The sequence below is a fragment of the Stenotrophomonas sp. 22692 genome, from assembly GCF_052045015.1.
In the GTDB taxonomy this organism is placed as follows: Bacteria; Pseudomonadota; Gammaproteobacteria; order Xanthomonadales; family Xanthomonadaceae; genus Stenotrophomonas; species Stenotrophomonas geniculata.
The window spans coordinates 219,080-231,156 of record NZ_JBQEMR010000003.1; the positions used below are offsets into that span (position 1 = coordinate 219,080).

At 64.9% G+C, this 12,077-nt stretch carries 12 protein-coding genes; 6 read left to right on the forward strand and 6 right to left on the reverse strand.

The genetic code is table 11. From position 1 onward, the window contains the following. The first annotated feature begins 34 nt into the window (after window positions 1–34). Together ACTJJM_RS05795 and ACTJJM_RS05800 are read left to right on the forward strand one after the other, a co-directional pair. A complete protein-coding gene (locus tag ACTJJM_RS05795; RefSeq protein ID WP_440865297.1) occupies window positions 35–1,579 on the forward strand; it encodes a hypothetical protein in 1,545 nt (514 codons plus the stop codon). Window position 1,580: 1 nt separating this feature from the next. Continuing rightward, window positions 1,581–3,410, forward strand: coding sequence for a hypothetical protein (locus ACTJJM_RS05800; protein ID WP_440865298.1), 1,830 nt, complete (start codon window positions 1,581–1,583; stop codon window positions 3,408–3,410). Window positions 3,411–3,445: 35 nt separating this feature from the next. On the opposite strand, the gene ACTJJM_RS05805 is transcribed toward ACTJJM_RS05800, so the two are convergent. After that, window positions 3,446–4,111: an SOS response-associated peptidase gene (locus tag ACTJJM_RS05805; protein WP_440865299.1), complete on the reverse strand. Its 666-nt coding sequence runs from the start codon at window positions 4,109–4,111 to the stop codon at window positions 3,446–3,448. Between the two features lie 1,011 nt (window positions 4,112–5,122). Between ACTJJM_RS05805 and ACTJJM_RS05810 the strand changes: the two genes are divergently transcribed. After that, window positions 5,123–5,635, forward strand: a complete 513-nt coding sequence (locus ACTJJM_RS05810) for a hypothetical protein (RefSeq protein WP_440865300.1) — start codon at window positions 5,123–5,125, stop codon at window positions 5,633–5,635. Window positions 5,636–5,783: 148 nt separating this feature from the next. Here ACTJJM_RS05810 and ACTJJM_RS05815 read toward each other — a convergent pair whose 3' ends face one another. Further along, window positions 5,784–6,674 (reverse strand): dihydrodipicolinate synthase family protein, encoded by an 891-nt coding sequence (locus ACTJJM_RS05815; RefSeq protein ID WP_423165838.1) that lies wholly within the window; start codon window positions 6,672–6,674, stop codon window positions 5,784–5,786. A 147-nt stretch (window positions 6,675–6,821) separates the two neighbouring features. Here ACTJJM_RS05815 and ACTJJM_RS05820 point away from each other — a divergent pair, with 147 nt between their 5' ends. Beyond that, the gene (locus tag ACTJJM_RS05820) at window positions 6,822–7,286 is read left to right on the forward strand and encodes a GNAT family N-acetyltransferase (RefSeq protein WP_224329393.1); all 465 of its coding nucleotides are present in this window, start codon (window positions 6,822–6,824) and stop codon (window positions 7,284–7,286) included. A 7-nt stretch (window positions 7,287–7,293) separates the two neighbouring features. On the opposite strand, the gene ACTJJM_RS05825 is transcribed toward ACTJJM_RS05820, so the two are convergent. Further along, window positions 7,294–7,830 carry a GNAT family N-acetyltransferase gene (locus tag ACTJJM_RS05825; protein ID WP_311069130.1) on the reverse strand — a complete coding sequence of 179 codons (537 nt, stop codon included), beginning with the start codon at window positions 7,828–7,830 and terminating at the stop codon, window positions 7,294–7,296. A 167-nt stretch (window positions 7,831–7,997) separates the two neighbouring features. Between ACTJJM_RS05825 and ACTJJM_RS05830 the strand changes: the two genes are divergently transcribed. Then, complete coding sequence (locus ACTJJM_RS05830; protein WP_311069131.1) at window positions 7,998–8,891, forward strand: helix-turn-helix domain-containing protein; 894 nt, start codon at window positions 7,998–8,000, stop codon at window positions 8,889–8,891. Here ACTJJM_RS05830 and ACTJJM_RS05835 read toward each other — a convergent pair. Continuing rightward, window positions 8,839–9,669, reverse strand: a complete 831-nt coding sequence (locus ACTJJM_RS05835) for a universal stress protein (RefSeq protein ID WP_241888321.1) — start codon at window positions 9,667–9,669, stop codon at window positions 8,839–8,841. The two genes, ACTJJM_RS05830 and ACTJJM_RS05835, sit on opposite strands and share 53 nt — an antisense overlap. A gap of 171 nt (window positions 9,670–9,840) precedes the next feature. Between ACTJJM_RS05835 and ACTJJM_RS05840 the strand changes: the two genes are divergently transcribed. Then, on the forward strand, window positions 9,841–10,407 hold the full coding sequence (locus ACTJJM_RS05840; protein ID WP_049453152.1) for a TetR/AcrR family transcriptional regulator: 567 nt from the start codon (window positions 9,841–9,843) through the stop codon (window positions 10,405–10,407). Between the two features lie 31 nt (window positions 10,408–10,438). On the opposite strand, the gene ACTJJM_RS05845 is transcribed toward ACTJJM_RS05840, so the two are convergent. Next, on the reverse strand, window positions 10,439–10,798 hold the full coding sequence (locus ACTJJM_RS05845) for a response regulator (RefSeq protein ID WP_049453150.1): 360 nt from the start codon (window positions 10,796–10,798) through the stop codon (window positions 10,439–10,441). Beyond that, window positions 10,788–11,951 carry a two-component system sensor histidine kinase NtrB gene (locus ACTJJM_RS05850; protein WP_425531760.1) on the reverse strand — a complete coding sequence of 388 codons (1,164 nt, stop codon included), beginning with the start codon at window positions 11,949–11,951 and terminating at the stop codon, window positions 10,788–10,790. The genes ACTJJM_RS05845 and ACTJJM_RS05850 overlap by 11 nt, the downstream gene beginning before the upstream one ends. Window positions 11,952–12,077 lie beyond the last annotated feature (126 nt).

The following is a 12,077-nucleotide window of genomic DNA, read 5'->3' on the forward strand; positions in this document are numbered from 1 at the left end:
ATGCGGGCTTCTTCTTTCTGGAGCCGATGCACCCATGACCATTTCCGCAAATGACCGCCGCAAGACCTACGTGGGGAACGGCGTCGCCACCGCGTTCAACGGGCCGAGGGCATTCCTGTCGAGCCACATCCAGGTGTTCACCGGCACGCACCCGGTCTATCACCTGGTGCCGCCGGCGCAGTACACGGTGGCCGGGCTGCGGCAGCCGGCCAGCGTGGTGACCTTCAACGTCCCGCCTGCGCTGAATGCCGACATCCTGATCCTGCGCACGGTCCCGATGGACCAGCCGACGGACATCACCAACCAGGGCGCATTCCTGCCGGAGATCCACGAAGACGCTTTCGACTACCGGGTGATGCAGCTGCAGCAGCTGCTGGACAACGGCATGCAGCTGGTCCAGGACCCGGTTACGGGCGAGTTCGTCTGGGACGCCAAGGGCAGCCGCATCACCAACGTGGGCGACGCCACGGCCTTGGCGGACGCCCTGAACCTTCGCAGTGCGCTGGTGCTGATTGAGCAGATCCAGGGCGGTGGCGGCACGATCGGAATCACGCCGCGGCTGTGGACGTTCGAGGGCGACGGGGAGGTGACCGACTTCCCTCTGGCCGGCGCGGACGTGCTGAGCCCGCTGTTCTACGACACCGCAGTCGAGATCACTGCCGGTGCTGGAAACTACAAGGTGTCCCGGCCGGTTGATGCGGCTGGGGTAGGGGAATTCCTGATCGTGCCGGGTGTCGATGGTGCGCCGCCGGCGATTCGGTTCAAGGTGCCGCTGGCTGACGGCGTTCAGGGCTTCACCACGTTGCGCGGCTACGCCAGGCCGTGGATCGGTGAACCGCCGGTCTACACGGTTGCGCCTCGGATTGTCAGCGTCACCGGCAACACCACGCTGGCCGGGGACATGCACAACACCCTGATCCTGGCCAACTCGGCCACGCCGATCACCCTGACCATGCGGGCGAACACCGGCGGTAGCGCCGACTGGAAGGAAGGGCAGTTCTTCTCGGTGCTGCAGGTGGGCGCCGGCCAGGTGACGCTCGCCGTCGAGGGCGGCGGACCGCTCACCGTGCCGCCGAGTTTCCAGGCTAAGACCCGCGCGCAGGGCTGCATCATCAGCGGCACCTGCATTGCGCCGGATGCTGACGCGTGGGTGGCTGCCGGCGACCTGCTGCGCGTGGCCGCTTCCGTTGACCTGCAGTGCTTCGCCCTGATCGACCGATCGGTGCTGATCGGCTCCAACATCGGCACCGGCGTGGGCAAGGACAGTCTGATCCTGCCCTACGGGCTGATGCTGGACACCGTCGCCAATGGCGGCATCTACGCCACCCTGTCCACCGCCCAGGCCACCGGCGTGGTGTTCACCGTGGACGTCAACCGGAACGGGACCAGCATCCTGTCGACGAAGCTGACCTTCGACAACAACGAGCGCAGTACGCAGACCGCGGCGATCCCCGCCGTGTACGAGGCCGGCGGCAACATCCTGGCCAAGGGCGATGAAATCACGATCGACGTCGACCAGCTCGGCACCGCCAATGCCAAGGGGCTGCGGGTGTACCTGGTCGGCCAGAGGGCCAGCTGACATGACCGCGCGCATCTTTGACCGCCCGGACCTGGACCAGCAGCTGGGGCAGAAGGCGCTGTACGTCGCCGGCCTGTTTCCCAGCGCCGAGCCTTCGGCCGCCTACGAGGGCCGCCTGCAGATCAAGAACGGTATCGGCGCCTGCCAGGTACGGCAGATCGACGGCGACAAGCTGCCCGAGGGCTACCGCCTGTATGTCGACCAAGCCACGCAGGAGGTCGTCCTGGCCTGGCCTGCCTATGTGTCCGGCCTCGCGCCTATCGTCAATCCTGGGTTCGAGGCCGGCGACTCTGGCTGGATCGGTGGTCCCGGCTGGAAGATCAGCACCGAGAACCCGCCGACCGGCCTGTGGGCGGCTGGCTACTACGGCAACTGGGGCGAATCCCGTATTTCCAGCACCGCCCGATACTCGGTTCAGCCCGGGCAGGTGACGCACGCGAAGTGCCAGGTGCGCCAGGGCGCATCGTCGGCGGGCAACGCCGGTGCCTCGGTGATGCTGGAATACCGAAACCTTGCCGGTGAGGTGATCGACTCGGCCGAGGGCAACCGGGTCATGTCCGCCAGCAAGAACCGGGTCTACGACTCCAACGTTACCGGCGTGGCGCCGGCGGGTGCGGCGACGATCAACGTTGCCGGCAACGGCATCCGTCACCGGCAGAACAAGATTCTCTTTGTCGACACCTTCGAGTGGGACCACACGGTCCCGTCGGCTGGCATCAACTACGAGAAGCTGCTGAGCCTGTCGCTACTGGTCAGCGACTCGCGCGGCCGGAGTTACCTGTGGAAGGGCACGGTGAGCGTCGTCCTGTGGGATGGTGCATGGCAGGCCCGCACTCGCGGCAGCATGGAATGGCGCGGCGTGCCCTACGCCATCAAGTTCAACGGGGCTGGGCGCCTGCTGATGGGCGGCCATGACGGAAACATCTGGTGGTCGGACGACAAGGGCGTGACCTGGACGCGGATCGTCCAGCCGCCAGATCCGGGGACGCCGTACTACACCCGGTCCTTTGCCTACAACGACCGTGACCAGGTGCTTGTCGCCTGCGGTCACTACGTTGCGCGGAGCCTCGATGGCGGACTCACCTGGGGGCGCAGCTACACCCCCTACGACTCGGCTTGGCAGTTCGTTAAATGGATCCCCGAGTGGAACATCTTCATCGCGGTGGGCGCTGGTGCCTATACCCGCCGAATCCTCACGCTCAATGCTGGTGGAGCCGCGCCGGCCAACAAGAGCAATACCGGGAACTATTACAACGTCGCCTACAGCGCCAAGTTTGATCGGGCCGTGTGTCTTCCGCACGCGGCGACCGGTGGTTCAGTGGGATACGCTGTATGCACGGCCGACCCCACCGCTACAGCGTGGGCCTACTACACGCCCCCGGCAGGTGTGAACATCAACTCCCGGCATGGTGTAGCCAGCTTGCCGAACGGAGAAATCTGGGTGTCCGGCACTGATTCAACTACCAGTATCAGCGGCTACGTCATTTCTCGCGATGGTGGGCTCACGTTTGAAAGGCCCATCCGCCCGACTGACCTCCCCGGAATTCCTGCCGGATACAATCAACCCGGGTTCGTCGCCTACGACGAAACGCTGCGACTGCTGGTGATCCAACCCTACATGTCCGGCCCAGGCGTGGTCAGTGCCAGGCAGTTCATCAGCCGCGACAACGGCGCCACCTTCCAGGCCACTGACATTCCCGCTCCGTTGGCAGGCACGCTTATGCCCACCCCGGAGGGCATCGTGTGGTCCCCTTCGGCTGGATGCTTCATCGGCTCCGACAGCGATAACAGCCCGATCATCTACTTCAGCCGCACAGGGCTGTTCAAGTAAGGCGCAGGGAGGGTCGAGCCTGGCTCGGCCCTCTCTCACTCGACCTGTAGCAGCAGGTCCTCGCGGTTGTTCCGCGGCGTATTGACCGCGCGGCTGACCCGGTAGGCCTCCATCGCCGGTGGTTCGCTGGCCAGCAGCATGGCCATGGCATCGTCGGCGCTGGCCGCCATCCAGTCATCGAGCTGATCGGCCTGCAGCCACACCGGCATGCGGTCGTGGATGTCGGCCGACACACCGCTGCTGTCCCCGGTGATGATGGTGAAGCTGCCCAGGTTGCCGTCGGGCAGCAGGGGGCTGGTGTCCTCCCACAGGCCGGCGGCGAGCAGCGGCCCGGCCGCGTGGATGAACCACGGGTCCTTCTTGCCGTCCTCGGGGCTGACCGACCACTCGTAGTAGCCGGCCATCGGAATGACGCAGCGGCGCTTCTTGAACGCCGACCGGAAGGCCGGCTTCGTTGCCACCGTCTCGATCCGGGCGTTGATGGTCGATCCCTGCAGGCCCTTGGCCTTGGCCCAGAACGGCAACAGGCCCCACGCCAGCCGGGTGACCCGCCGGCCTTCGCCGCGGTCCAGGATCACCGAGGCGCGCTGTGTCGGCGCGAGGTTGTAGCTGGGCTGGATCTCGGCCAGGCCAGGGGCAAGGTCAGCCAGCCCCGGCTGGCCAAAGTCGATCACTGGGAGCTGGACGAATCGGCCGCACATGCGCTGAAGATATCTAGGGGGATGCAGCTGCCGCGTGATTGTTGGGACTACCAGTTCCCGCGTCGCGGGGTTGCCACGGTGCCCCGTCTGTTCAAGAAAACCGCTCCGTTATCCCCGGGAGCCTCCGGCCATGTGGGTCGAGGGACGCTGCTGGGACTTAGTGTGATCACCGCCGTGTCATCAACATCGCCCGTTGCCAATGAGTCGACGCGAACGACGCCAGGCTGAATGTAAGGTGGCAGATCTGCGCTGGAGCAGAGCCACGCGACCGGGAAAAACTTTGCAATTGAGAAAATGAACGACTCTCCGGAATATCGAGTATCGAAGATGCTCGCCATCCACCGAGAAATGACCTGTCGCTGGTACGGATACACCCAGCAGTAAAGCCTCAAATTGCTTGGAAAGGACATTTTCGGGTCGAGGAAGTAGTCCGTCTTTGAAGAAGGAAACGGACCCGTGCGATGAAGGCCAACTCCATGAGCGAGGAGATGGCCTATTACGGAGCGGAAGAGGCGATTCTGTTTCACCTCAAAATCTTGGGGTAGATACAGGCGCTCACGGAATGCAGTCTCCACGGCCCTACAAAAGCTGATGAGGTGGGGATCATAGGCAGCCCCGAGCAGGTCTCCATTGCAGACCCTACAGATCGAACGATACTTGACCCCGTTCTGAAACAGGCGAGACCCTTTGCCTGCCTTCTCTGCACCCAGGGATTCGACGAGATTGGATAGATACACCTGCCCGACTCGAGGCACACCTTTCGGTGGAATGTGATCTTCGGTGAGCTTCCCCATTTCGCCACATATGTTGCAGATCCCTCGCTCGGGTCCTCTCGTCTCCATCCTCATCACGTAGCTCCGTTCCCCAAGGCAGCTGAAGCCTACATCACGGATGGATAGCAACGGAATTGGCGAGGTGACGATGTGAATCGACGTTCTAGCGACAGAACGATTCAGACAGGTCGCCGCCGCGTTCGCAGGATCTGCGACGGCCGGTCGTATCCTTCCGGCCATGCTTCCCTCGCACGGCTACCAAGGTTTCCGCACCGCCCCGATCCCCGCTGGCTGGGTCCAGACCGGTGAGCGCTGGGCGCTCTGGTACAACGGCCGCGAGACGGCCAGCGTCACGCCCGACGGCGGTCCAGGGGTCCGGCTATGGATGGAAGGCCAGAAGATGTGGCAGGTGAAGGAAGTGCGCGCGGCCAATGTCCGGCAGGCGAAGCGGTACGCCGAGCGCTGGTGTGCGGCCAGGCTGTATCCCGAGCTGCCGCTGCGTGAGGCAGTCGCCCGACTGACCGATAGCACGCCGATCCAGTTGCCCCCACCACTGCCCGGTCTGCCGCCAACCCGCGAGCAGCGGCAACAGGCCCGGCGCCTGGCCGAGGCCGGAGCGAAGGAGGTCGAGCGGATCAAGGCGGCGCTCGAACTGCGCAAGCCGCCGGCTGAGACCAAGCCCCGAGCGAGGGACGTCCGCAGCAAAGCGTGGGTGAGGGCAGGGCTGGAGCAGATGCGCAGGGGTGTTTGAGCGCAAATGGACCCATGCCGGTCCCATGCACTTCGTAAGTCGTTGATTGATCGGGCGACGAAATCCCCCTCCTAAGGGGAAGGTCGCCCGTTCGAATCGGGCCGGGGTCACCACCCGCCACACTGCACGGCAACCGCTCGCCGGGCTTCTACAGCAGCCCCAGCCCACCCAGCACCGCCGCCACCTCCTCGCGCTCGCCGCCCCGCAGCCCCTGCAACGGCAGTGGCAGGCAGTCCTCGCCGCACAACCCCAGCAGCGCCGCCGCGCAGGCCATGACGCGAATCCCGCCAAAGCGGTCATACAACGACCACAGCGGCGCCAGTCGTGCAGAGAGGGCAATGGCACCTTCGGCATCGCTGTTACCCACGGCCCGCACGATCTGCAGCGCAACCTCGGGGAACAGTCCGGCAGTTATCGAATACCAGCCATCGCACCCCGCCAGCAGTCCACGTACGGCCGACGCGTCACCACTGACGCCCAGCGCCACATGCGCGGGAACGCACGCGCGGAGTGCAGCAACGCGCGCGGCCGCCTCAGCCGGATCATCTGCGAGGCGCGGGATCTTGATCGAAGCGATGTTGGGCAATGCGGCGATGCGGCCATGCAACGCATCGGTGAAGCGGAAATGCGTGGTGCCCGGATTGTCGTAGACGCAGATCGGCGTGCGCACCGCTGCGCATACTGTTTCGAACAGCGCTTGCACCTCATGATCCTTCAGGGGTTGGTAAGACACGGGGGCGAGCAGCAGGCCTGCAGCACCTGCATCCTCCGCATCCAGCGCCAGTGCCAGCACATCGCGGGTGCGCAGTGCACCGATTCCGGCGATCACCGGTACGCCCCCGGCATGCGCGAGTGCTTCGCGCAGCACCCGCTTGCGCTCGGGCTTTTCAAGATAGGCGTAGCTACCCGTAGAGCCCAGGACGCCCATTAAATCAACACCGGAATCAGCCAGGCGCTCGATCAGGTGCGCAAATGCCCGAAAGTCGATGCCGGCTTCAGAGAGCGGGGTCAGGGGAAACGCGCTGAGGCCATTGAACATGGGATCTCCCGGAACTGGGATGGGTTGGGTGCCACCGCGCCTGGGGCGTGACGACTGGACGTCTGGAATTGTTTATTGTCCTATGACAAAACTCAAGTGCGGCCATGAAGCGTGTCTATCCGGTGCAAATGGCGCACCATGAATGTCATGGAACCGAACCTTCGCCCCGTCCAGCCTTCGAACTACGCCACCGTCGCCAGCTGGCCCGAATCCGCCGGGGCCACCCAGCGCTGGGCAGGCCAGGGTGTGCCGTTTCCACTACCGCCGCAGCGGTTCGCGCAGGTGCTTGAGCTCGAGGTGCGCCCGGGCTGGGCGCTGCTGGACGAGCAGGGTGTTTGTGTAGGCTTCGGCCAGTACTGGATGACTGGCGCCGGCACCGCGCACCTGGGCCGCATCATTGTTTCCCCACTGGCACGCGGGCGCGGCCTTGGCCGGCTGCTCGTTCAGTCCTTGAGTGCACAGGCGCTGCGCGAAAGCGGTATCCAACGCCTCACTCTGCGCGTCTATCTTGACAACACGGCCGCCGTGGCCCTGTACCGCGATCTCGGTTTCCAGCAGGTTGAAGCGTCCTCAACGCCGGAACTTCTGTTCATGCAGCGCACGTCGGGCTGAATCCGGCTCAAACCGGTGTGGCGGCCTGCAGGGCACACCATTGCTCCCGGGTGATGCGGCTGATGTGCTCGGTACGGTAGTCGCCAAGGAAGCTGTTGAACTTGTTCACTTCGGTATGGTGATGCTGGAAACCGCATTTGCTCTGCGCGGTGAGCGATTGCAGGTTGTCAGCGAAGTAGCCGCACCACAGCGCTTCCAGCTCCAGCTGCAGGAATGCATGCCGCATCACTTCGCGCACCGCCTCGGGGACCAGCCCACGGCCCCAGTACGGTACGCCGATCCAGTAGGCGATCTCGCCTTCGCGGTCGCTGATCTCGAAGTTGCTGTCAGCGCCGATCAGGATGCCGACACAGCCGATGGCGCGGCCGTCTTCGCGGTTCTGCAGTGCGTAGACCTCTGGCTGGTTGAAGACGGTGCGGATGATTTCGGTACTTTCCTCGACACTGGTGTGCACCGGCCAACCGGCGATCGGACCCACGCGCGGGTCGCGGGCGTACTCGTACAGATCGGCGGCGTCGGTGTCTCGCCAGGGGCGAAGGATCAAGCGTTAGGTGTGCAGCTGCATGTCGATTCCAAGGAGACAAAGAGAGTGCACAGGCTAGGTCGCCAGGCGCGACCGGCCCAGAACGGGACCTTGATGGTTTCGGTACTTTTCACAACTGATGGTCGAGCCCGGGTATGCTGGGGCCCGGAATACCGCCGGATCGGCCCATGGACCGCGTACCCCAGCTTCTGGACCAGGACGAATCCATGCGGCTGGAGGTCAGTACGCTGGCCGAAGGACAGGGCGTCCCGTTGTCGTTCGGTCACGCCTATCTGGTGGTACTGGTATGCGTCTCGGGGTGCGCGCGCTTTGCACTGAATTTCCGCGAAGTAGCGGTGCAGCGTCATGATGTGCTGGTGCTGGCAGAGGACACGCTGGCGCTGCTGCGGCATCGCTCGCGCGGCTTCCTGGCGATGGTCTGCCTGATGCCCAAAGCGCTGGCATCGGAGGTGGCCTATGTGTTGCCCAATGCGCTGTTCCAGTTCCTGCACGAACAGCCGCACTGCCGGCCGTCACCGTTGGATGTGCCGTTGCTGCAGGGATGGTTGCAGCTGATGATGGACGCGCAGCACAACGGTGGACGGCATCGCCACGTGATGCTGCGCAATCTCCTGCAGAGTTTCTTCCTGAAGATGGCCACGTTGCTGCCGAAGCAGAAGCGGGCGCCCGCGCAGGTCAGCCGACGCGAGCGCCTGGCCTGGAGCTTCTGGGAGCTGGTCGGGCAGCGCAGCACGCGCCAACGTGACGTGCAGTCCTACGCCGAGGCGCTGTGCATCACCCCGTTCTATCTTTCGCAGCTGACCCGCGAGTGCTTCGACGAGACGCCGAAGGCATTGATCGACCGTCAGGTGGTGCTGGAGATCAATGCACTGCTCACCTACAGCGAATTGCCGATCGGTCGCATCGCCGAGCGCCTGTGTTTCGAGGATGCGTCCTACCTGTGTCGCTACTTCCGGCGGCATACCGGTCAATCGCTGACTGGCTACCGCCGGGCGGGGCAGGGTGGCACTAATGTGATACGAACAGCGGCGCCGGTACTTCGGCGAGCAGATCCTCGGTGACTCCGCCGAGCACGCGCTCGACCACCCGGCTGCGGCTGTAAGGGCCCAGCACCAGCAGGTCTGCGTCGGCATCGAGTACGTGCTGGCGGATGGTTGCGGCAACGCCGCCCTGGCTCGAACTGATCGTCTGGATCTCCACTTCAACGCCATGCCGCGATAGATGCTGGGCCATCTCTGCGCCGGGTGTGGCCTCGGCCTTGGGCGTGTCGACCATCAGCAGGTGCACCGCTTGTGCACGTGCGAGCAGGGGCAGCGCATCGGCCACCGCGCGACGTGCCTGCTTGCTGGCATTCCAGGCCACCACAATGCGATGGCCTACCTGATCGCCTTGCCAATGCGGCGGCACCAACAGCATCGGCACGCCGGTCTGGCGCAGCGTGCCCAGCGGGTGCCAGCCAGAAGGGGCGCCGGGCGTGCGCGGATAGCCGGCGATGATCAGGTCGCAGTACAGCGACTGCAGGGCCAGGTCGGCGCCGCCCAGATAGTCCGAGACGATGCGCAGTTCGGTGCTGATCTGCAGCGGCTCGGACACGGCACGCAGGTTCTGCATCAGCTGTGCGGTGCAGGCGGCATCCGCGCGCGCCTCATGGTCGAGCGCGGCGGCGATGCCGGCGCCGCGCGCGAAGCCGTTGGCGATGTCGGTGGGATGCTGGGCGGTGGAGACTGCGACCAGATGCGCCTGCTGCGCCTGCGCCAGATGGGCGGCGATGTTGAGAACGCGGTTCCCGGTGTCGCTGGCGTCGAACAGTACAGCGATATCGCGTAGTGGATGCAGCATGGCGTTGTCTCCTTCGATGCCTGTGACGCGTTCCCTGTCGCGCACCGACCCGGGTGCACCGGACGCACACCCGTTTTAGCGCATTGGTGATTCGGATGAATCATCCGTGATTCAGTTTATTAATTGATGATTCATGCTAGCGTGAGGGTGAACCCACACCTCAGCGCTTTCATGCGACCTGCCGCAGCACGCACCCGCCGCGACCTGCACCACGCCCTGGCAGCCACCCTGGTCAGCCATCCGCGTTGCACGCTCAGCGAACTGGCGCAGGGGGCAGGCATCAGCCGGGCCACGCTGTATCGGTTTGCACCGACACGTGAAGCGATAGACGAAGCACTGTTCGCCGCAGGCTTCGAGCGTCTGGAAGCGGCGGCGGTCTGGTTCGACGAGGGCGGTGATGCACGCCACGTGCTGGAGCAGGTCACCGCCACGCTGCTGGCGGACTGGGAACTGGTGACGCTGCTGTTCGCGCGGATGATGGAAGAGCAGCAGCGCCAGGGCGACCTGCATCTGCTGCCGGAGCGCTGGGCGCCGATCGGCGAGCGCTTCGAGGCCTTTTTCCTGCGTGGTCAGGCGGCCGGAGAGTTCAACGTCGGTTTCACCGCAGTGTGGCTCGCGGACTTCTACTGGACGTGTTTCTACGGCATCACCTGGTCACTCGCACGTGGTCGGCTGGCGCCGGCCGCGGCGGCCTCCACGCTGCTCGCGTCGTTCCAGCGGGGGGCGATGAAGGATTGACCGCAGGGGCTTGCGGCCGGGGCGCCGTGGCTTACGCCTGCTTCAGCAGCTGCACCAGCTGGCGCAGCCGATACGGCTTGGGCAGGAACTCCACCTGTTCCGGCAGCGGCGGCAGCTGCGAGCGCGCATAACCGGACGACAGGATCATCCGAGCCTGCGGTTGCTCGCGCGCCACATGCTCGCTCAGCTCGATGCCGGACATGCCGTTGGGCATGCTGACGTCGCTGAACACCACGTCGAAACGTGCTTCGCCCTTCAGCAGGGCGGCGGCCTCATGCGCGTCGGCGGTCGTGGCCACATCGATGCCAAGGTCGCGCAGCGCCAGCCCGATCATCTCACGCAGATCGGTCTGGTCCTCCACCATCAGTACGCGGATCGGTTCATCGGTCATCGGTTGCATCCTCTGTTGCGGGGAGTAGCAGGCTGACCGTGGTGCCGACACCGGGGGTGGTGGACACATCGACGAAGCCGCCGCTCTGGGTAGTGAATCCGAACACCTGGCTCAGGCCCAGGCCGCTGCCCTTGCCGATGTCCTTGGTGGTGAAGAAGGGCTCGCTGGCCCGCTCGGCGATGTCGGCGGCCATGCCGTGGCCTTCGTCGCAGACGCTGAGGGTGACATAGCCGCGTTGCAGCGTGGTGTCCGCATCCGGGTCGAGGCGATGTTCCAGTGCGGTGCCGATCAGGATGCGGCCGCCATCGGCGGTGGCCTCCACGGCATTGGCCACCAGGTTTGCCAGGGCGGTCTGCAGCTGCATCGCATCGGTGCTCACCTGCGGCAGGCCGGGGGTGAGATGGGCATCCAGCGTCACCGTGGGCGGGCAGGCGCGTTGCAGGTCCGGCAGCCCTTGCAGTACCAGGGCATTGATGTCCAGTGGCTCGCGGATCAGCGTCTGGCCGGTGCTGAACGCCAGCAACTGGCGGGTCAACAGCGCGCCGCGGTCGGTGGCTGCCTGTGCAGCATCCAGCAGCTCGGCGGCACGCGCATCGTCACCGCTTACACGCAGTGAGAGCAGGTCCAGCGCGTTGCCGATGGTGGTCAGCAGGTTGTTGAATTCGTGTGAAAGGCCGCGGCTGAGGCGGCCGACGGTTTCGAACTGCTGGGTGTTGCGCAGCGCACGCTGGGCGTCGCGCAGCAGTCGTTGTGCCTGCCACTGCTCGGTGATGTCGCGGGTGATCTTGACGAAGCCGAGCAGCTCGCCTGCCTCGACGACCGGCTCGATGACCACGCTGGCACGGAACGAGGAGCCATCGCGACGTACCCGCCACCCTTCACTGGCAACGTGGCCATGTTGAGCTGCATGGCGGAGCAGGCGCTGCGGTTCACCTGCCTCACGATCGGCAGCCAGATAGAAACGGCCAAAGTGCGTGCCTATCACTTCATCGGCTGAATAGCCCTTGATGCGCTCCGCGCCCGGGTTCCAGCTGCAGACCATGCCATCAGGATCAAGCAGGTACAGCGCATGGTCGCGCACGCTGTCGATCAGCAGTCGCAGTTGGCGGGAAGTGTCCGTCAGCACGGACGTCGTAGAGGCGGCAGCGTCCACGTGGAAATGAGCATTACCCCTGGGAGGGACGTGAAGCTAGGCAGTGCAGTGTGAAGAGTGTGTAGAGGCATGGCACGTGCCATTCGTACTGTGCGGCTGAATACGACACGGGGTACCATCTCCCAC

Bases quoted from the DNA above. Each gene is read 5' to 3' on its own strand.
- ACTJJM_RS05795 (WP_440865297.1), top strand. From the start codon at position 35: ATGACCATTTCCGCAAATGACCGCCGCAAGACCTACGTGGGGAACGGC.
- ACTJJM_RS05800 (WP_440865298.1), top strand. From the start codon at position 1,581: ATGACCGCGCGCATCTTTGACCGCCCGGACCTGGACCAGCAGCTGGGG.
- ACTJJM_RS05805 (WP_440865299.1), bottom strand. From the start codon at position 4,111: ATGTGCGGCCGATTCGTCCAGCTCCCAGTGATCGACTTTGGCCAGCCG.
- ACTJJM_RS05810 (WP_440865300.1), top strand. From the start codon at position 5,123: ATGCTTCCCTCGCACGGCTACCAAGGTTTCCGCACCGCCCCGATCCCC.
- ACTJJM_RS05815 (WP_423165838.1), bottom strand. From the start codon at position 6,674: ATGTTCAATGGCCTCAGCGCGTTTCCCCTGACCCCGCTCTCTGAAGCC.
- ACTJJM_RS05820 (WP_224329393.1), top strand. From the start codon at position 6,822: ATGGAACCGAACCTTCGCCCCGTCCAGCCTTCGAACTACGCCACCGTC.
- ACTJJM_RS05830 (WP_311069131.1), top strand. From the start codon at position 7,998: ATGGACCGCGTACCCCAGCTTCTGGACCAGGACGAATCCATGCGGCTG.
- ACTJJM_RS05835 (WP_241888321.1), bottom strand. From the start codon at position 9,669: ATGCTGCATCCACTACGCGATATCGCTGTACTGTTCGACGCCAGCGAC.
- ACTJJM_RS05840 (WP_049453152.1), top strand. From the start codon at position 9,841: ATGCGACCTGCCGCAGCACGCACCCGCCGCGACCTGCACCACGCCCTG.
- ACTJJM_RS05845 (WP_049453150.1), bottom strand. From the start codon at position 10,798: ATGACCGATGAACCGATCCGCGTACTGATGGTGGAGGACCAGACCGAT.